Annotated in this window: 18 protein-coding genes and 1 riboswitch; of the genes, 13 read left to right on the top strand and 5 right to left on the bottom strand. The window is 67.2% G+C overall.

The genetic code is table 11. The features are described 5' to 3' along the window. Positions 1 to 4: 4 nt before the first annotated feature. Positions 5 to 661 (top strand): DNA oxidative demethylase AlkB, encoded by a 657-nt coding sequence (gene alkB, locus ACFZCE_RS19470; protein ID WP_390942000.1) that lies wholly within the window; start codon positions 5 to 7, stop codon positions 659 to 661. 50 nt (positions 662 to 711) lie between these two features. On the opposite strand, the gene ACFZCE_RS19465 is transcribed toward alkB, so the two are convergent. Then, the gene (locus ACFZCE_RS19465) at positions 712 to 1,599 is read right to left on the bottom strand and encodes a LysR substrate-binding domain-containing protein (protein WP_390941998.1); all 888 of its coding nucleotides are present in this window, start codon (positions 1,597 to 1,599) and stop codon (positions 712 to 714) included. Positions 1,600 to 1,695: 96 nt separating this feature from the next. Here ACFZCE_RS19465 and ACFZCE_RS19460 point away from each other — a divergent pair, with 96 nt between their 5' ends. The 5 genes from ACFZCE_RS19460 to ACFZCE_RS19440 all read left to right on the top strand — a co-directional run bounded on the left by ACFZCE_RS19460 (position 1,696) and on the right by ACFZCE_RS19440 (position 7,982). Continuing rightward, positions 1,696 to 2,487 carry a transporter substrate-binding domain-containing protein gene (locus ACFZCE_RS19460; protein WP_390941996.1) on the top strand — a complete coding sequence of 264 codons (792 nt, stop codon included), beginning with the start codon at positions 1,696 to 1,698 and terminating at the stop codon, positions 2,485 to 2,487. After that, entirely contained in the window at positions 2,484 to 3,260 is a 777-nt protein-coding gene (locus ACFZCE_RS19455; RefSeq protein WP_390941994.1) for an ATP-binding cassette domain-containing protein, read from the top strand. The genes ACFZCE_RS19460 and ACFZCE_RS19455 overlap by 4 nt, the downstream gene beginning before the upstream one ends. Positions 3,261 to 3,262: 2 nt before the next feature. Next, positions 3,263 to 3,940, top strand: a complete 678-nt coding sequence (locus ACFZCE_RS19450; protein ID WP_390941992.1) for an ABC transporter permease subunit — start codon at positions 3,263 to 3,265, stop codon at positions 3,938 to 3,940. Between the two features lie 18 nt (positions 3,941 to 3,958). Next, positions 3,959 to 5,350 (top strand): MmgE/PrpD family protein, encoded by a 1,392-nt coding sequence (locus ACFZCE_RS19445; RefSeq protein ID WP_390941990.1) that lies wholly within the window; start codon positions 3,959 to 3,961, stop codon positions 5,348 to 5,350. A gap of 214 nt (positions 5,351 to 5,564) precedes the next feature. After that, positions 5,565 to 7,982 carry a membrane-bound PQQ-dependent dehydrogenase, glucose/quinate/shikimate family gene (locus ACFZCE_RS19440; protein ID WP_390941988.1) on the top strand — a complete coding sequence of 806 codons (2,418 nt, stop codon included), beginning with the start codon at positions 5,565 to 5,567 and terminating at the stop codon, positions 7,980 to 7,982. Between the two features lie 384 nt (positions 7,983 to 8,366). Here the strand turns inward: ACFZCE_RS19440 and ACFZCE_RS19435 are convergent, their stop codons facing one another. Continuing rightward, positions 8,367 to 9,467 (bottom strand): nucleoside hydrolase, encoded by a 1,101-nt coding sequence (locus tag ACFZCE_RS19435; protein ID WP_390941986.1) that lies wholly within the window; start codon positions 9,465 to 9,467, stop codon positions 8,367 to 8,369. A gap of 257 nt (positions 9,468 to 9,724) precedes the next feature. Here ACFZCE_RS19435 and ACFZCE_RS19430 point away from each other — a divergent pair, with 257 nt between their 5' ends. Then, positions 9,725 to 10,045: a hypothetical protein gene (locus ACFZCE_RS19430; protein WP_390941984.1), complete on the top strand. Its 321-nt coding sequence runs from the start codon at positions 9,725 to 9,727 to the stop codon at positions 10,043 to 10,045. Positions 10,046 to 10,085: 40 nt separating this feature from the next. On the opposite strand, the gene ACFZCE_RS19425 is transcribed toward ACFZCE_RS19430, so the two are convergent. The 3 genes from ACFZCE_RS19425 to ACFZCE_RS19415 all read right to left on the bottom strand — a co-directional run bounded on the left by ACFZCE_RS19425 (position 10,086) and on the right by ACFZCE_RS19415 (position 14,042). Continuing rightward, positions 10,086 to 12,422, bottom strand: a complete 2,337-nt coding sequence (locus ACFZCE_RS19425; protein ID WP_390942168.1) for a TonB-dependent siderophore receptor — start codon at positions 12,420 to 12,422, stop codon at positions 10,086 to 10,088. A gap of 202 nt (positions 12,423 to 12,624) precedes the next feature. After that, on the bottom strand, positions 12,625 to 13,536 hold the full coding sequence (locus ACFZCE_RS19420; RefSeq protein ID WP_390941982.1) for a FecR domain-containing protein: 912 nt from the start codon (positions 13,534 to 13,536) through the stop codon (positions 12,625 to 12,627). Beyond that, positions 13,530 to 14,042, bottom strand: coding sequence for a sigma-70 family RNA polymerase sigma factor (locus ACFZCE_RS19415; protein WP_390941980.1), 513 nt, complete (start codon positions 14,040 to 14,042; stop codon positions 13,530 to 13,532). The genes ACFZCE_RS19420 and ACFZCE_RS19415 overlap by 7 nt, the downstream gene beginning before the upstream one ends. 247 nt (positions 14,043 to 14,289) lie before the next feature. Here ACFZCE_RS19415 and ACFZCE_RS19410 point away from each other — a divergent pair, with 247 nt between their 5' ends. The 6 genes from ACFZCE_RS19410 to mntP all read left to right on the top strand — a co-directional run bounded on the left by ACFZCE_RS19410 (position 14,290) and on the right by mntP (position 18,999). After that, positions 14,290 to 16,353, top strand: a complete 2,064-nt coding sequence (locus tag ACFZCE_RS19410) for a TonB-dependent copper receptor (protein ID WP_390941978.1) — start codon at positions 14,290 to 14,292, stop codon at positions 16,351 to 16,353. Beyond that, positions 16,338 to 16,709, top strand: a complete 372-nt coding sequence (gene copC, locus ACFZCE_RS19405; protein ID WP_390941976.1) for a copper homeostasis periplasmic binding protein CopC — start codon at positions 16,338 to 16,340, stop codon at positions 16,707 to 16,709. Before ACFZCE_RS19410 ends, copC begins: the two co-directional genes overlap by 16 nt. Positions 16,710 to 16,788: 79 nt before the next feature. Then, positions 16,789 to 17,064: a metal-sensing transcriptional repressor gene (locus tag ACFZCE_RS19400; RefSeq protein ID WP_390941974.1), complete on the top strand. Its 276-nt coding sequence runs from the start codon at positions 16,789 to 16,791 to the stop codon at positions 17,062 to 17,064. Beyond that, entirely contained in the window at positions 17,061 to 17,981 is a 921-nt protein-coding gene (gene dmeF / locus ACFZCE_RS19395; protein WP_390941972.1) for a CDF family Co(II)/Ni(II) efflux transporter DmeF, read from the top strand. The genes ACFZCE_RS19400 and dmeF overlap by 4 nt, the downstream gene beginning before the upstream one ends. A 28-nt stretch (positions 17,982 to 18,009) precedes the next feature. After that, positions 18,010 to 18,195 carry a DUF1289 domain-containing protein gene (locus ACFZCE_RS19390; RefSeq protein ID WP_390941970.1) on the top strand — a complete coding sequence of 62 codons (186 nt, stop codon included), beginning with the start codon at positions 18,010 to 18,012 and terminating at the stop codon, positions 18,193 to 18,195. A 66-nt stretch (positions 18,196 to 18,261) separates the two neighbouring features. Further along, a riboswitch (yybP-ykoY riboswitch) is annotated at positions 18,262 to 18,427 on the top strand. 8 nt (positions 18,428 to 18,435) lie between these two features. Next, the gene (mntP, locus tag ACFZCE_RS19385; RefSeq protein ID WP_390941968.1) at positions 18,436 to 18,999 is read left to right on the top strand and encodes a manganese efflux pump MntP; all 564 of its coding nucleotides are present in this window, start codon (positions 18,436 to 18,438) and stop codon (positions 18,997 to 18,999) included. Positions 19,000 to 19,004: the final 5 nt, after the last annotated feature.

Here is a 19,004-nt window from a genome sequence, read left to right as displayed (position 1 = left end):
ACCGATGCACACCCTCGACCTGTTCGCCGGCGCCACCCCGGCCGCCGGCGAACGCAGGGCCCTGGGCAGCCACGCCTGGCTGCTGGGCGGCTTTGCCTTGCCCTGGGTCGAGCAACTGCTGCCTGAGCTGCTGCGGCTGCGCACCCTGGCGCCGCTGCGCCAACTGAGCGTGCCCGGGGGCGGCAAGATGTCGGTGGGCACCACCAGTTGCGGCCTGCTCGGCTGGACCAGCGACAGCGCCGGCTACCGCTATACCCGCCTCGACCCGCAGACCGGCCAGCCCTGGCCGGCCATGCCGGCGGCGTTCCTCGAGCTGGCGGTGGCGGCGGCGCGGGAGGCGGGCTTCGAGGGCTTTGCCCCCGACGCCTGTTTGATCAACCACTACCGCCCCGGCGCGCGCATGGGCCTGCACCAGGACCGCGACGAACACAATCTGGCCGCGCCGATCGTGTCGGTGTCGCTAGGGTTGCCGGCGGTGTTCCAGTGGGGCGGCCTGCGCCGCGCCGACACCCCGCAAAAAGTGCCGCTGGCGCATGGCGATGTGGTGGTCTGGGGTGGCGAGGATCGCTTGCGCTTTCATGGGGTGATGCCGCTCAAGGCGGGCGAGCACCCGCGCCTGGGGCCGCGGCGGATCAACCTGACGTTTCGCCAGGCGGGGTAGGCTTGCAGGGCCCTTCGTCCGGCACAGCCGGAGTGCCGGGCGATAGGCCCTCAACCCCTAGGCTGCAACACGCCGCGCAACGCCTCGATACAGCGCTCGGCCGGCTCGGCCACGGCGCTGCGCACCGCGCTTGCCGCCACCACCGCGATCGGCAAGGCCGGGGCAAAGGGCTTGATCGCCAGCCCGGTGGTGTCGATCCCGGCCAGGGAAAACTCATCGACCACCGTGACCCCCAGGCCCTGGCGCACCAGATTGATCGCCATCGAATAGCGGTTGGTTTCCAGCGACGACACCGGCCGCTCGCGGAACCCGGCGATGGCGCTGGCCATCATCGCGACGATGCGCGGGTCAGTGGTGATGTAGATCAGCTCGCGCGGCGGCAGGTCGTCCCAGCCGATGGCGGCGCGCCCGGCCAGCGGGTGCGCGGCGTTCATCACGCAGACCATCTGGCCCTGGCAAACCACCCCCGGCGGCGGCGCCTGGGGGTCGACCGGTTGGAGTAAAAAGCCCAGGTCATACTGCTGGCGTTCGATCGCGGCTTCGATTTCGTTGTTCAGGTACATGTCGAGCACCAGCCCCAGGTCGGGGAAGGCCTGGCGCAACACCGGCGCCAGCAGCGGCAGCACGTTGATCGCCAGCGCCGGGGTGGCGCACACGCGCAACTGGCCGACACGGTAGCGCTGCACGTTTTCCAGGAAGCGATCGAAGCGGGCGATGCCCTCTTGCATGCGCAGCGCTTCTTCGAACACCTGGCTGGCCTCGGCGGTGGGCTTCATCTTGCCGCCGCTGCGCTCGAACAAGGTAAAGCCCAGGTGCTGTTCGGTCAGCGCCAGGCTCTTGCTCACCGAGGGTTGCGACATGCCCAATGCCTGGGCGGTGGCGGTCACCGAGCCCAGTTGCACCACCCGCACGAAGACCTCGAGTTGTTTATTGCTCATTGCCATGGAGGAATAAACTTATGCATATTATGAATTTCGGTCTATAAATAATAGACCATAAACTGCCCGCCTATATACCAACCAGGGAATGTAACGATGAAGCTCATCACCCGTTTGGCCGGCGTGTTAACGCTGGTGTTCGGCATTGTCGGCGCATCCGCCGGCGTGGCTCAAGCCGGCGAACCGCAAGACGCACTGGGAGGCAATACGGTCAGGGTCGGCGCCGTGGCCGCGCCGCCGTGGTACCTGAAAGACCTGCTGAGCAACCAGTGGACCGGGTTGGTGCCCGATGTGGTCAACGCCATCTTCGAAGGCACCGGTGTGCAGGTGGAATACGTCGACACCCAGTGGGGCACCGCAGTGGCGGGCCTGCAGTCGAACCGCTTCGACCTGCTCGGCGGCTTCAACAATACCCCGGAACGGGCCAAGGCCGTGGACTTCACCCGGCCGATGGGCGCGCACAAGATCGGCGTACTGACCCTGGCCAACGACGCCGAGCGCTACGCCACCTGGGACAAGATCAATAATTCAGGCATCCGCCTGGCGGCCATCGACGGCTCGGCGGCGGCCAACCTGCTGCACCCGCAGCTCACCCAAACCCAGTGGGTGATCGTGCCGAGCAACGACGCGCTACAACTGGAAGTGGAAAGCGGCCGCGCCGACGCCCTGCTCACCAACGACGTGCAAATGGCCCTGTACATCGCCAACCGTGGCCGCGGGGTGATGGTGATCCCCACCCCGGTGCAAGAGCAGCCGACCAACATGGGCCTGCGCAAAGACCGCCCGGCCCTGCGCGCCTGGCTTGACCTGCGCCTCGACACCCTGGCCAAGGACGGCACCCTGGACCGCATCTGGGCCAAATACGTGACCCCGGCGGCGCACCCGTGACGGCACCGCTATTGCGCGTAGAGGCGCTGAGCAAGGCGTTCAACGGCCGCCCGGTACTCGACGGGGTCAGCTTCGAGCTGGCCGCCGGCGAGGTGCTCGGCATGATCGGCTCCAGCGGCTCGGGTAAGTCTACCCTGCTGCGTTGCCTGAACATGCTTGAGCGCCCGGATGCCGGCCACGTGTGGCTGGGCAACGAAGAAATCGGCTTCAGCGGCGCTGAACGGCGGCCGGTGAGTACCCGGACCTTGGCGCGCCAGCGTGCCTCGATGGCGATGGTGTTCCAGCACTTCAACCTGTGGCCGCACCGCACCGTGCTGCAGAACGTCAGCGAGGGCCCGGTGGTGGTCCGCGGCCTGGCCCGCGACGAAGCCAACGAGCGCGGCCTGGCCCTGCTCGAGCGCATGGGCCTGAAGGCCAAGGCCGACGCCTACCCGGTGACCCTCTCCGGTGGCCAGCAGCAGCGGGTGTCGATCGCCCGCGCGCTGGCCATGCAGCCGCAGGTGATCCTGTTCGACGAGCCCACTTCCGCGCTGGACCCAGAGCTGGTCGGCGAGGTGCTGGCGGTGATGACCGACCTCGCCCGCAGCGGCACGACGATGATCGTGGTCACCCATGAAATGAACTTCGCCCTGCAGGTGTGCCAGCGCATCCTGCTGCTCGACCAGGGCCGCATCGTCGACCAAGGCACGCCGCAGCAACTGCTGCAGCGCCCGGCCACGGCGCCGATCCGGCGTTTTATCGGCCCGCCGGGCCGTTCTGTGGAGGCGCTTTGAGCATGCCAGCGTACCAATGGGATTTCAGCGTGTTGCTCACCTACCGTGAGCTGCTGTTCAGCGGCATCCTCACTACCCTGCGCATCCTCGCGGTGTCGCTGACCCTGGGCATCGCCCTGGGCTTGCTGCTGGCGCCGCTACGGGCCGCGCGCAGCCGCCTGCTGCGATTGCCGGCGCAGGCGCTGATCGAATGCGTGCGCGCGGTGCCGCCTCTGGTGCTGGTGGTGTGGGCGTATTACTGCCTGCCGATCCTGGTCGGGCTGAAGCTCACCGGCTACTGGACCTGCGCCCTGGCGCTGGCCCTGTACGGCAGCGTGTTCTTCGCCGAGATTTTCCGTTCCGGGCTGCAGGCGGTAGACCCCGGCCAGGTCGAAGCCGGCCTGGCCACCGGCATGACGCCCTTGCAGGCGCTGCTGCGGATCACCGCGCCGGTGGCGTTCCTGCGGGTGCTGCCGGCGTTCGTCGGGCAAAGCGTGATGGCGGTGAAAAACTCCGTGCTGGGCAGTTACATCGCCGTGGGCGAGCTGCTGTACGAAGGCCAGCGCCTAAGCACGGCGACCTTCCGCCCGCTGGAAACCCTGACCTTCGTCGCGCTGTTTTTCGTCGCCACGATCCTGCCCCTGTCGCTTCTGGCCAGCCGCATCGAACGGCGCATCCAGGCGCGCTTCTTTCAACGCTGAACCCGGTACCTGCCTGCCATGACCCTGACCGCCCAACTGGTGCGCTTCGCCGCCCACCTACGCCGTGATGCCCTGCCCGCGGCCATCGAGCACAAGCTGCGCCTGCACCTGCTCGACGCCATCGGCTGTGGCTGGGCCGCCAGCGGCACCGCGCTGGCGCGCCAGGCCCATGAACTGGCGCGGCTCGCCGGCGGCCAGGGCGAGTGCCTGGTGTTCGGCAGCCCGGCCGGCTACAGCGCGGCGGCGGCGGCGTTCGCCAACGCGTTCATCATCAACGCGCTGGACCACGACGACGGCGTGGAGATCGACGGCAAAGGCCTCGGCCACCCCGGCGCCACGCTCATCGCCGCGGCCATGGCGGCCCTGGACCAACACCCGGGCGGGGTGGGTGAAGATGACCTGATCGCGGCGCTGGCCGCCGGCTTTGAAATCAACAACCGCTTGATCCTCGCCCTGCAACCCAGCGCCGAGCGCTTCAGCCAGGCCTACGGCGTGGGCCAGCACCAGGCGATCGGCGCCGCGGTGGTGTACGGCCGCGCCCGCGGCTTCGACGAAGACACCCTGCACCGCGCGGTCGGCTTCGCCGCCACCCTTACCAGCGTGCCCAGCCTGCACAAGTACAACTGGCAAACCCGGCCGATCGCCGCGCTCAAGGATGGCGTGGCCCCCGCCGCCCAGGCCGGGGTGCAGGCGGCGCTGATGGCGCAGCTGGGCCTGGCCGGCAGCCGCGAGGTCTTCGACGGCCCCCAAGGCTACTGGCGCATGGTCGGCTCCGACCGCTTCGCCAGTGAACACCTGCTCGATGGCCTGGGCCAGGACTGGTTCATCCGCTTTGGCAGCTTCAAGCGCTACCCGGCCTGCCGCTGGCTGGCCACCGCGCTGGAATGCACCGAGGCGCTGGTGCAACGCAGCGGCTGGGGCGCGGCCGACATTGCCCACATCGAGGTGCAAACCTTTGGCCGGCTGGCGGAAGACTTCATGGTCTACCGCCCCGCCACCGCCACCGACGCCCAGTTCAGCCTGCCCTACACGGTGGCCGCCGCCGCCCTCGGCTTGCGCCCTGGCGCGCCGTGGTACGCCGGCGCCACCCTCACCTCCCCGGCCGTGCTGGCCTTGGCGGCCAAGGTGAGTGTGACGGTAGACCCCGGCTTCGATGAACGCTTCCGCGGCGTTGGCCGCCAGCCCGGGGCGCGGGTGATCCTGGTGAACCGCGCCGGCGAGTGCCTGCAACAGGCGCAAAACACGCCGCAAGGCAGCGCCGCGCGGCCGCTGGAGGATGCCGCAGTGCTGCACAAGGCGCGGCTCAACCTGAACGGCCAGGTGCCCGGCCCGAGCGGCCTGATCGAGCGCTTGATGGGCCAGCCAGGCAGCCCGGCGCACTACGCCAATGCTCAAGCCTGGGTGCAATGAAGCCAGAGATTATTACCGCGCCTACAACAGTGTTTCTCCACGTTGCCGCATGGCAATTTGTCGCACATCAGGGTTTTTTTCGATATTCTTGTGAACTCACTGATTAGTACATTGTTGCCAACCGCTTGCCGCCGCGGCGTTTTTCGCCCGCGCTCGCGTGCTTGGCCGGCAGTGCCATACTCGACATATCCCCCCTCGTAGGACCTATCGCAACATGACTAAGTCTCGACCTACGGCAACCGCCAGCCGCTGGCCCATCTGGGTCGCTGCCCTCGGTGTGCTGGTGTTTGGTGCGCTGTACGCCGCCCTGGGCGGTTACCTCGCCTCGCTCGGCGGCAGTTGGTATTTCGTGCTCGCCGGTATCGGCATGCTCGTGTCCTCCTTCCTGCTGTTCTCCCGCCGCGTCACCGGCGCCTGGCTGTTCGCCGTGGTCATGCTGGTGTCGGTGGCCTGGGCGGTGGCAGACGCCGGCCTGAACTTCTGGCCGCTGGTGTCGCGCCTGTTCGCCCCGGCGGTACTCAGCCTGGTGGTGGCCCTGGCCTACCCAACCCTGCGCAAGGCCAATGGCCAAGCCTCGGGCAACGGTGGCTACGCCCTCGCCGGCCTGCTGGCCATTGGCGTGGTCGCCGGCGGTTACGGGATGTTCATCCCGCATGCCCCGGTCAGCGGTGAAGGCCCAGGCCTGACCCAGGTCGACCCGGCCAAGGCGCAGAAGAACTGGGAACACTACGGTAACGACGAAGGCGGTGGCCGCTTTGCCGCGCTGGACCAGATCAACCGTTCGAACGTGTCGAAGCTGGTTCCGGCCTGGACCTACCACACCGGTGATGTCGCCATCAGCGATGGTAACGGCGCCGAAGACCAGATGACCCCGCTGCAAGTGGGCGACAAGGTGTTCATCTGCACCCCGCACAACAACATCATCGCGCTGGATGCCGACACCGGCAAACAGCTGTGGAAGAACGAAATCAACGCCAAGTCGAAAGTCTGGCAGCGTTGCCGTGGCCTGGCGTACTTCGACGCCACCGCCGCAGTCGCACAGCCCACCGACGGCAGCACCCCGGCGTTGCCGGTCAGCGTCCCGGCTGGCGCCAACTGCCAGCGCCGCCTGCTGACCAACACCATCGACGCGCGGCTGATCGCCGTCGACGCCGACACCGGCGAGTTCTGCCAGGGCTTCGGCAACAACGGCCAGGTTGACCTCAAGCCGGGCCTGGGTGACGTTCCTGACTCCTACTACCAACTGTCGTCCGCGCCGTTGATGGCCGGTACCACGGTGGTGGTGGGCGGCCGCGTGGCCGACAACGTCCAGACCGACATGCCTGGCGGCGTGATCCGCGGCTTCGACGTGGTCACCGGGCAAATGCGCTGGGCCTTCGACCCGGGCAACCCGGAAGACAAAAAAGCCCCGGCCGACGGCAGCACCTACGTGCGCAGCACCCCGAACAGCTGGGCGCCGATGTCTTACGACCCGGCCATGAACACGGTCTTCCTGCCGATGGGCAGCTCGTCGACCGACATCTACGGCGTGGAGCGCACCGCGCTGAACCACAAGTACGGTGCTTCGATCCTGGCGGTGAACGCCACCACCGGCGAAGAGAAGTGGGTGTACCAGACCGTTCACAACGACCTCTGGGACTTCGACCTGCCGATGCAGCCGAGCCTGATCGACTTCACCAAGGCCGACGGCAGCAAGGTGCCGGCAGTGGTGATCGGCACCAAGGCCGGGCAGATCTACGTGCTCGACCGCCACACTGGCCAGCCGCTGACCAAGGTTGAGGAAGTTCCGGTCAAGCCGTCGAACATCCCCAACGAGCCGTACTCGCTGACCCAGCCGAAATCGGTGGGCATGCCGCAGATCGGCGCGCCAACCCTGACCGAGTCGGACATGTGGGGCGCCACCCCGTTCGACCAGATGCTCTGCCGCATTGCCTTCAAGAAAATGCGCTACGAAGGCCTGTACACCGCACCGGGTACCGACCTTTCGCTGAGCTTCCCGGGCTCGCTCGGTGGCATGAACTGGGGCAGTATCTCGACGGACCCAGTCCACGGCTACATCTTCGTCAACGACATGCGCCTGGGCCTGTGGGTGCAGATGGTCCCCCAGCAGAAAGACGCGAAAACCTCGTCTGGCGGTGAGTCGATCAACACCGGCATGGGCGCTGTACCGCTGAAGGGCACCCCGTACGCGGTGAACAAGAACCGCTTCCTGTCGGTAGCCGGCATTCCGTGCCAGGCGCCGCCGTTCGGCACCCTGTCGGCGATCGACATGAAAACCCAGAAGATCGCCTGGCAAGTACCGGTCGGTACCGTGCAAGACACCGGCCCGATGGGCGTGAAAATGCACCTGCCGCTGCCGATCGGCATGCCGACCCTCGGCGGTACGCTGTCGACCCAGGGCGGCCTGGTGTTCATCGCCGGCACCCAGGACTACTACCTGCGCGCCTACAACACCGCCAACGGTGACGAAATCTGGAAAGCCCGCCTGCCTGTCGGCAGCCAGGGTGGCCCGATGACCTTCGTTTCGCCGAAGACCGGCAAGCAGTACGTGGTGATCACCGCCGGTGGCGCCCGCCAGTCGCCTGACCGCGGTGACTACGTGATTGCCTACGCGTTGCCTGGCGACAAGTAAGCTTCAGCGCAAGATGAAAAACCGCTGCGCCCGCGAGGGTGGCAGCGGTTTTTTTATGGGTGGGGTTTAGCGGAATGCTGTTCACTTAAGCAACCAGCGCGTTAAATCGAGGGTAAAAAGCTCCTGATTTCTCAAATGGTTTTACTGAGCGCATGACCTGACTGGCCCATCGCCCGGCACAGCCGGAGTGCCGGACCACGGCCTCCCGCCAGACCTGTGTGGTCCCTGATTTCCTAGGCAACACAAAACCCGTGGGAGGCCGGCTGGGCCGGGCGATAGGCCAGTCAGGTCATGCACAGAATCGGCAGAGCTCACAGATTGATCCTTCCACGAAGCCGTAAAATGGCTTCAGTGAACAGCATTAGGGCTTTGCCGGCCTCAACCCTAACGGCTCTTCAACAACAACCCCTTCACCCGCTGCATCAACACCGGCACATCCACCTCGCTCACCACATCCACCGCCTGCTCGCCCAGCCCCGGGCCCTTGCCCGGCTGCCAGGCCAGGGTGTTGCCGTAGCCGGCGGTGGGCGAGGTGTCGACATCCACCAGCAAGGTGCTGTGGTGCTTGACCACCGTGGGGTCGAGCCACACCGCCGCGGCGATTTCGTCCCACATCGGCAGCGATTCGTCGTAGTGCTCCAGGTACTGCCCCAGCTTCGAGCCGCTGCGGGCGATGTCAGCGATGTCGGCCTTGGTCCACAGGGTGGCGGTGGAAGGGTCTACCGGCACCTGGGTAATGCGCCGCCACGGCTCATGCAGCACCAGCGAGGCGGCCTCGGGGTCGAAGCGCATGTTGAATTCCAGCCGCGGGTTGAGCCGGTATTCGGCGGCGAAGGGGTTGTCCGCCGCCTGCGGCAGGAAGCTGCCGCCCATGAACACCAGCTCCTTGGCCAGGCTGGCGAACTGCGGGTCGAGCCGCGCCGCCAGGGCCACGTTGGTCAGCGGGCCGCCCGCCCAGATGGTCACCTGCCCCGGGTACTTGCGCACCGTTTGCACCATGAACTGCGAAGCGTTGAGGCTGGCCACCGGGGTTTTCGGCAGGCCCTGGGCGAAGGCCGGGACTTCGAACGGGGTATCGGGGTGCTTGCCGGGCACGCCCTGGCTCCAGGCGCCCTTGTACACCAGCGCGCCGTACTGGGCTTCCCAGCGCTGGGTGCGCGCCTGGCTGTTGACCAGCGGGAACACCGCGCCGGCGTACACCGGGATGTCCGTGCGCCCCACCACCTCCAATAGGCGCAGCAGGCTGGCGACGTTCTCGTCGCGCCAGCCATCGCCGCTGGTGACGGTGAAGCCAAGCACGTCGACATCTGGCGAATTGAGCAGCATCAGCAAGGATTTAAGGTTCGAACCCGCCGGCCCGAGGGCATCCTGGTCGACGATCACCTTGCGCTTGGGTTCCGCGGCCTGGGCCACACAGGCCAACACGGCCATTGCACACACAGCGAGCCACCGCGCCAACGGCGGCAGGGGGGAAGAATGGCGCACACGCACTCCTTGTCTATCCTGTAACGGTCATGGAAGGGGCAGCAGCTTGGCCAACCCGCGTTGCAGCCGCATTGCAAAGCGGTTGCAGTGACTATTGCCCATGATCGCGCCGGCCGCCAGCGGCGGGTATAGCACTTTGCCGTATTACTGCTGTCTGAAAATCTCGCACCCCCGGCGCTGTTGCGATCAGCGGTGCTCTTAAACCCCAACCGAACTCCGCTATAGTGAGCCGCCGTACGGCTCGCCAAGGATGCACCATGCCGCACTATCGCGATGATCATGAGCGTTTGCTGACGCTGGTGGCCCAGCAACGCTGGGGTGCGTTCAACAGCGAAGACGAAGGCCTGCTGCGTGCCTTCGTTTATGGTGGTTTTCTCTCGGCCAAGGCGGTACCCGGCCACCCGGGCAAGACCCGCTTGTCGCTGACCCGCCGCGGTGAGCATTACCTCGAAGAGCTGCAGGCCCGCGAATTACCCGAGCCGGCGCCATTGGCGCCCTGCCGCCGCGCCGGCGACACGCCGCTGCCGCTGCCCCGCGCCACGCCATTCGCCGCCCTGCCGCTGGGCAAGGCCTGCTGAGCGCCGGGGCCTCGCCGCCGGCGCCCACGGCGCGCCGCGATCAGAACCCCACGGTGGCAGACAACAAGTAGGTGCGCGGCGTGGAGAGGGTCAGCCCCGGCTCGCTGTCATCCGAGGCACCGGCCGAAGCCCAGTAGCGTTTGTCCAGTACGTTCTCCACCGAAGCACGCAAAGTCACGTCTTTTCCATCAACCTTGAAGGCGTAGCGCGCGCCCACGTCAAAGCGCTCCCAAGCGTCGATCTGCTTGCTATTGGCTTGGTCCAGGTACTGCGAGCTGGAGTAAATCCCACGCCCGGTGAGGGTCACCCCGGCCAAACCCGGTACGTCCCATTCGGCGCCCAGGTTAACGTTATACTTGGGCGTGGCCGGGGCGCGGTTGCCATCATTGGCGCCGCCCACGGTGCCGGTCAGTTCGCTGTCGATGTACATCACCCCACCCAGTACCCGCACGCCCTTGAGCGGCTCGCCGAACACGCTCAGCTCCACGCCGCGGTTGACTCGCTTGCCGTTGGGGCCAAAAAGCCGCGTGGTGCTGTTGGTCTCATAGGCCGGCTGCTTGATCTGAAACGCCGCCGCGGTCAGCGCGAGCACACCGAAGTCGTACTTGGCGCCCACTTCGACTTGGCGGCTGATGAACGGCGGGAAGATCTCATCTTCGTTGTTCGAAGTAGACGGCGCGATCTTGCCCTGGCTCAGGCCTTCCATGTAGTTGGCGTACACCGAGAACTGGTCGGTAACCTTGTACAGCGCGCCCACCGAGGGTGAGAGTTTCTCTTCGTCGTAGTTGGTCTCGCCTTTGACACCGTCGCTCCAGTCGTCCACCTTCACCCGCTGCCAACGGCCGCCGAGGGTGACCAGCAGGCGGTCTTCGAAAAAGCCCAAAGTGTCAGACAACGCCACGCCGCTGAAGCGGTTTTCGGTGTACACCTTGGCGTCCTGGCGGGTGGGGTTGCTGGGGGTGGGGGTGGTCACCGGGTCGTAGAGGTTGCTCGGCGCGGTGGCATAGCGTGCGCCGCCGTTGGTGAAGTCCATGTAGAAGTAGCTGGCGGCCAGGTTCAGCTCATGGCTGACCGGGCCGGTCTGGAACCAGTTGCGAATGCCGAAGTTGGCGGTGCGCACGTTTTCATCGCGGGTGAAGTCGCGCGGGGAAACGATGAAATCACCGGCGTCGTTGGTGATCGGCACCCCGTGGCGAAGGAAGTCATGGTTGCTTTTGCGCGCCCCTACCCCGCCGTAGACCATCACCGCGTCGCTCACGTCGAACTCGCCATTGATGGCGCCGAAGGTGTCGTGGGTGCGCGCCTTGCTCCAGGGTTGGGCGTAGTTGCTGTGCACGTCGTTGGCGTTGGGCACCTTGGCCGCGGCGCCGATCTGCACACGCTCCTGCGGCGCGTCGGTGGCCCGTTCGGTGTGGCCGATGTCGGTAGACAAACGCAGCCGCTCACCGCGAAAGTCCAGGCCGAGCACGGCCATCTCGCGGTCGACGCTCTGGTGGTCCCATTCGGTGTCGCCGCCTTGCTTCACGCCGTTGAAGCGCAGGCCGAACTGGTTGCTGTCGCCAAAGCGCCGGCCGATGTCCACGGCGCCGCCAATCTGGTTGTTCGAGGCATAGCTGCCGGTGAACTCGGTGATCGGTTTGTCGGTGGCGCGCTTGGGCACCACGTTGATGCCACCGCCCACACTGCCGCGCGGCGAAATGCCGTTGATCAACTGGCTGGGGCCACGGAGGATATCGACCCGGTCGGCCATTTCCATGTCAATCGAATAGGTCGGCAGGATGCCGTACAGGCCGTTGTAGGCCACATCGCTGTTGAACAGGCTGAAGCCGCGAATGGTGAACTGCTCGTAACGCCCGCCGGCCGGGTTGGTCGCGCGTACCGCCGGGTCGCTGGCAACCAGGTCGCCGAGGGTGCGTGCCTGTTGGTTCTTCGCCGCCTGGCTGGTGTAGGTAGTGAGGCTGAACGGGGTGTCCATGAAGTCCCGCGAGCCGAGCAGGCCCTGGGAGCTGCGCCGCGCCACCTGGCCGCCGGCATAGGCCTGGCCTTCGTCATCGGCAAAGGCGGTGTGGGTGCCGGTGATGGTGGTGGGGGCGATTTCCAGCACCCCAGCGCCCTGGGGGCTGGCCATCAGGGTATAGGCGCCCGGCCCGACCGGGCGCAGTTGCAGGCCACTGCCTTGCAGCAACTGGGCGAAACCGCCCTCCACGCTATAGTTGCCGGCCAGCCCGGGGCTGCGCCGGCCGCTGACCAGGGCGGGGTCCAGCGACAGGCTCACGCCGGCCTGGCTGGCGAAGCGGGTCAGCGCCGCGGCGAGGTCCCCACTGGGCACATTGAAGCCGCGGGGCTCGGCCTCGGCCAGCGCCAGTGGCGGCGCCATGGCGCCACAGCCGAGCAGCAGGCTCAGGCACAGGGTGCGGCCCGGCAACAGCGCGGGCAGGCGGGGGCGGTACGAAACGGGCATTGACGCGCTCTCTATCGAAGTGGGCTTGTTACCCATGACAGGCGAGTGGAAAAAAGGGGACAGCCCGCTGAGCCTTTTTTTGGCCCTTCGCCCGGCCCCAGCCGGAAGGGCCCGCAGGTCATGCCGGCAACAACGTGGCCCAATAACGCGTGCGCCACTGCACCCGCAGCGGCAGGCTGGCGGCGAGCAATTCGAGCACCTGGTCGGTGTTGTCGAGGCGAAAGCTGCCGGTCACTCGCAATGGCTCCAGCTCAGGGGCCCAACGCAACAGGCCTGGGCGGTAGCGGTCGAGGTCGCGTAAAAAGTCGCCCAAGGGCTGGTTGAGGGCGACGATCACCCCGTCGCGCCAGCCGGGCTGCCTGGTGTCGAACAGGCTGACCGGGCCAAAGCCACCCGCCTCGAGCCGCACCCGCTGGCCGGCGCTGAGCGCCAGGCGGTTTTGCCCACCCGCTTCGATCAACGCCTGGCCGCTGAGCAGGGCAAACTCGCAGCCGCTGGCGTCTTCGCGCACACACAACTCACCACTGGCCAAGGTGGCGCGGCCCAGGGCGGTGTCCACCCGCCAAGGCGCGGCGGCGCCCAGGCGCAGGGCGATTTCCCCGCGCAGCAAACGCAGCTGCTGGGCGCGCACGTTCACCGCGGAGGCGGTGTTCAGCTGCAGCAGGCTGCCATCGGCCAACACCACCCGCCGGCGCTCACCGGTACCGGTGCTGTAGTCGGCGCGCCAGGCCGCCAGTGGCAGCTCGCGCCAGGCCACCCAGGCGGCCGGGGCCGCCACTGCCAGCCCCAACATGCCCTTGAGCAGTTGCCGGCGCCCCGCTTCGGGGCGGTCGAGGCTGGCCATCGCCAGTGGCGCCGGCAGCCCCTCGAAGCGCCCATGCAAGCGCTGCAAGGCATGCCAGGCCTGCTCGTGGGCCTCGCTGGCGGCCCGCCAGCGCTGCAGCGCGGCGAGGTCGCGCTCACTGGCGCCGCCAGATTCGACCAACACCTGCCAGCGCGCCGCCGCCCGGGCGACCTCCGGGCTCAGCACAGTTCCACCAACAGGCAGTGTTCGTAGGCCAGCGCCATGTAGCGTTTCACGCTGCGCTCGCTCACCCCCAGGCGCTCGCCGATCTCGCGGTAGCCCAGGCCCTCGAGCTGGCTCAGCAAAAATGCCCGGCGCACCCGCGGCGGCAAGCCGCCGAGCAGTTCGTCCAGCGCCTGCAAGGTTTCGAGCAACAGCCAGCGCTGTTCGGGCGACGGCGCGCAGGCCTCGGGCAATTGCGCCAAGGCGTCGAGGTAGGCCTGTTCCAGGCTGCGGCGTTGGTAGAAGTTGACCAGCAAGCGCTTGCCGATGGTTTTCAGGTAGGCGCGCGGCTCGTGCAGCTCGGTGATCCGCTGGGTGCTGCCGAGCACCCGCATGAAGGCATCCTGGCTGAGGTCGGCGGCATCCCAGGCGCTGCCCAGGCGGCGCGCCAGCCACTGCTCGAGCCAGCCACGGTTGGCCTGGTACAGGGCGTGGAACGCCCGCGCCTCGGTTGCCGCCTGTTCAGCCATCGGTTTGCCCCATGCAAATGCGTAATGAGATCGATTATATTTTATATAAGCTTTGTAACACTACCCTTTCACCCCATAAGCCCCCGGACAACGGCAGCCAAGCGCTGTTACAAAAGCCGCGTAGGCAGGGTTTGCCCTGGGTGGTAGTTTCCGCGCTCGAAGCCGGGCCATCGGCTGCCCAAACCCTTTTCGCTGCACACGGCACCCCGCTGTGGGGCGGCTTATTGCCTAAAAAAAGAACACCCTCATGCACACTGCGTCACGTTCCGCCCGCTGGCCGCTCTGCGCCCTCCTGGGTTTCGCCACCCCGCTGGGCGCTGCCGAGCCCCTCACGGGCAGCCCGCTTACCCTCGGCCCCACGGTGATCACCGCGGTGGCGCCGCAGTCACCACTGACCTTCACCACCCTCCCCAAAGAGGCGCGCCAGCCGGTGCCGGCCAGCGATGGCGCCGACTACCTGAAAACCTTCGCCGGCTTCAACGCCATCCGCAACGGCGGCAGCAACGGCGACCCCGTGCTGCGCGGCCAATTCGGCTCGCGGCTGAACCTGCGCACCAACGGCGGGCTGCTGCTCGGCGCCTGCCCCGGGCGCATGGACGCCCCCAGCGCCTACATCGCCCCGGAAACCTTCGACACCCTCACCGTGATCAAAGGCCCGCAAAGCGTGCTGTGGGGCCCCGGCGCCTCGGCTGGCACGGTGCTGTTCGAACGCGAGCGCGAGGCCTTCGAGCAATCCGGCAGCCGCCTGGCCGGCAGTGTATTGGCGGGCAGCAACGGCCGTTTCGACCGGGTGCTCGACGGCGCCCTGGGCGGCCCCGAGGGCTACCTACGGCTGGTCGGCAACCAGGCCCAGGCCGACGACTACCGCGACGGTGCCGGCCAGCCGGTGCCCTCGCGCTGGCGCAAGTGGAACGGCGACCTCGCCCTGGGCTGGGCGCCCGCGCCGGATACCCTGCTGGAACTCAGTGCCGGCAAGGGCAACGGTGAAGCCCGCTACGGCGCGCGTGGCATGGACGGCAGCCGCTTCGCCCGTGACAGCTTCGGCCTGCGCGCCGAGCAGGGCTTCTCGGGCGGCCTGCTGCATACACTCGAAGGCCAGCTGTACTACAACTACGCCCACCATGTGATGGACAACTTCCGCCTGCGCAACACCCCGCCCGGGGCCTACCCGCGGGCGTCGGAAGTAGACCGCCGCACCAGTGGCGGGCGCCTGGCGGCAACCTTCGAGGGCGAGCACTGGCAACTGGTCGCCGGCATGGACGCGCTGCGCAGCGAGCACCGCCGGCGCGCGTCGGCGTATAACCCTGTGAGCGGCGCCTACACCGGCAGCGGCCACTTCCCCTGGCTGCACGACGCCACGATGCACAACTACGGCGCCTTCGCCGAAAGCACCTGGCACGCCAGCCCCCAGGGCCGAATAGTCAGCGGCGTGCGCCTGGACCACGCCGACACCACCGATTACCGGCCCACCGCCGGTGCAGGCCAGCGCCGCGCCAGCACCCTGCCCAGTGGCTTTGCCCGCTATGAACACGACCTCGGCAGCGCCACGCTGTACGCGGGCCTGGGCCATGTGCAGCGCTTCCCGGATTACTGGGAGCTGTTCTCCGCCCGCCGCGGGCCGGATGGCACGGCCAACGCCTTCAGCGGCGTGCAGCCGGAGAAAACCACCCAACTGGACGCCGGCGCCCAGTACCGCGGCGAACACCTCGAGGCCTGGGTGTCGGCCTATGCCGGGGTGGTTCGGGACTTCATCCTGTTCAGCTACAACCCCGGCAGCCAGGCGCGCAACGTCGACGCGCACATCTGGGGCGGCGAGCTGGGCGCCAGCTATCGCTTCACCGAGCAGGTTAACGGCGACGCCACGTTGGCCTACGCCTGGGGCCGCAACAGCACCGACCACCGCGCCCTGGCGCAACAGCCACCGCTGGAGGCGCGGCTTGGCCTGCACTACAGCCGCGAGCGCTGGAGCAGCGGTGTGCTCTGGCGCCTGGTGGCGGCGCAACACCGGGTGGCGGTGGGCAGCGGCAACGTGGTCGGCCAGGACTTCGGCCCCTCGGCCGGCTTCGGCGTGCTCTCGGCCAATGCCGCCTACCGGGTCGATCGCCACTGGAAGCTCAGCGCCGGGGTGGATAACCTGCTGGGCAAGCGCTATACCGAGCACCTGAACCTGGCCGGCAACGCCGCCTTCGGCTACCCCGCGGGCACCCCGCTGAACGAGCCGGGCCGCACACTCTGGAGCAAGGGTGGACTTCACCTTCTGAACCCTTTCGCTGTTATAACCAAGAGGCCAAGCGCATGCCCGCTGCCGTAAAAAACCTTATTGCCACCACTGCCCTGCTCAGCGCCTTGGCGTTCGCCAACAGCGCCTGGGCCCACGCCCATCTGGCCAGCGCCAGCCCCGCGGCCAATGCCACGGTGCCCAGCCCCGCCGCCCTGCAATTGAAGTTTTCCGAGGGCGTCGAAGCGAGCTTCTCCAGCGTAAACCTCAGCCTGAACGGCCAGCCGGTTGAGGTGAGCAAGGTCACCACCGCGCCCAACGACTTGACCGTGCTGCTGGTCACCCCGGCCAAGCCACTGGCCGCCGGCAACTACAGCGTGCAATGGCGCGTGGTGTCGGTCGATACCCACAAAAGCGAGGGCCGCTACAGCTTTACCGTGAAAGACTGAGCCACCCGGCCCTACCCCCTTGTATAGGGGGGTGGGGTATGCGTATGATGCCGCCCATTATAGGTAGGGGGAGTATGGTATGGGCCATGTTGCAGCCAATCGGGATGACTTGCTCAAGCGCGTGCGGCGCATCGCCGGGCAAATCCAGGCGGTCGAGCGCGCGCTCGACACCGGCGCCGACTGCGCGAAAACCCTGCACCTGGTGGCGGCCACCCGTGGCGCCATCAACGGCCTGATGGACGAAATCATCGAAGAGCACGCCCGCGCCCACGTGGCCGACCCGGCCCTCACCCCCGAGCAACGCAACCAGGGCGTTGAAGAATTGCTCGAAGCCATCCGCCGGTACGCCAAATGAACCCGCCGCTCTCCAGCACCCATACCCACAGCCACGTGTTTCTCGGCGCGGCTCACGAGCAAAACGCCCGCCGCACCCTGTGGGTAGTGGCCCTGACCGTGGTGATGATGGCCGGCGAAATCGCCGCCGGCTACCTCACCGGTTCCATGGCCCTGCTCGCCGATGGCTTCCACATGGCCACCCACGCTGGCGCATTGGGCATCGCCGCGGCCGCCTATGCCTTCGCCAAGCGCCACGCCAGCAGCCCGCGCTTCAGCTTCGGCACCGGCAAGGTGGGTGACCTCGGCGGCTTTGCCTCGGCACTGATCCTCGGCCTGGTATCGCTGGGCATCGGCGCGGAATCCCTGCTGCGCCTGCTGCAACCGGCACCGGTACAGTTCGGCACCGCCACCTTGATCGCCGTGGTCGGCCTGGCGGTGAACATCGCCAGCGCGTTGCTGCTGGGCCATGGCCATGAGCATGGCCATGAACACGGGCACGACCACCACCACGCCCATGGCCACGACAACAACCTTAAGGCCGCCTACGTGCACGTGCTGGCCGATGCCCTCACCTCGGTGCTGGCGATCGCCGCGCTGCTCGCTGGGCGCTACCTGGGCTGGGTCTGGCTCGACCCGCTGATGGGCATCGTCGGCGCGCTGGTGATCGCCCGCTGGGCCTGGAGCCTGATGGGCAGCAGCGCCGCGGTGCTGCTCGACCAAACCGACAGCCACGTGGCCGAGGAAATTCGCCAATTGGTCGAGCAACCGGGCGATGCTACCATCGCCGACCTGCACGTATGGCGCGTCGGCCCGCAAGCCCACGCGGCGATCGTCAGCGTGGTCGGCCAGCCCAGCGCCAGCGCCGAGCGCATCCGCGAGCGCTTGCGGCCGGTGCATGAGGTCAGCCACCTGACGGTCGAATTTCACCCGGCCTGAGCGCCGCAGCCATTTAGGTGCAACGGCCATGGCCAAAGAAATCGAAAACCCCTGCATCAGCCTCTGCCAACTGAGCGGCGAGCTGTGCGTGAGCTGCGGCCGGACCAAGGCCGACATCCGCGGCTGGAAGCGCATGAAGCGCCCGGAAAAAATGGCCGCGGCCAAGCGCGCCGAAGTGCGGCTCAAGGGTTTGAAGCAAAAGGCCCGGCCATAGCGCCAACCTCGCTCCGCCCTCCACAAATTAATGTTTTTTTAACAACCGCCCCGCTATAGTGGCGGCCCTTGTTGGGGAGTAGCCTGCTCTAGCCCTCGTGCCAGAGCGTTCGCGTCATCAGTCTCGGCCCTATGCCGTGGCGCGAACACCTTCCGGTTGGCGAGACCAACGATGCACACCATGCCTAAAGCCGGGCGCGTGGTGGCGTCGTTGACTCATAGCCCGGCTGGAACAACCACCGTGAACCCGATTTCCCTCTTCTTCCTGGCCATGGCCATGTCCACCGATGCCTTCGCCGCGGCGATCGGCAAAGGCTCGAGCCTGCACAAGCCGCGTTTCATCGAAGCCCTGCGCACCGGCCTGATTTTCGGCGTGATCGAAGCCCTTACCCCCCTCGTCGGCTGGGGCATCGGCCAGGTCGCCACGCGCTTTGTCGAAAGCTGGGACCATTGGATCGCCTTCATCCTGCTGTTGGCGCTGGGCCTGCACATGATCTACAACGGCGTGAAGCACGACGCCGAAGAAGAACAAAAACCCAACCAGCACTCGTTCTTCATCCTCGCCGTGACCGCCTTCGCCACCAGTATCGACGCACTGGCGGTGGGCGTGGGTTTGGCCTTCGTCGACGTGAACATCCTGGTGGCCGCCTGCGCCATCGGCCTGGCCACCACGGTGATGGTCACCGTTGGCGTGATGCTCGGCCGGGTGCTCGGCGTAGTGGTAGGCAAGCGCGCTGAGATCGCCGGCGGCATCGTGCTGATGCTGGTGGGCGCGACCATTCTCTACGAGCACCTGTCGGCGTGAGCGGG

Origin of the sequence: Pseudomonas sp. NPDC007930, from assembly GCF_042958985.1 — a bacterium.
Taxonomy (GTDB): Bacteria; Pseudomonadota; Gammaproteobacteria; order Pseudomonadales; family Pseudomonadaceae; genus Aquipseudomonas.
The sequence above is the reverse complement of the archived record's forward strand: the minus strand, read 5'-3'. Positions and strand labels throughout refer to the sequence as shown.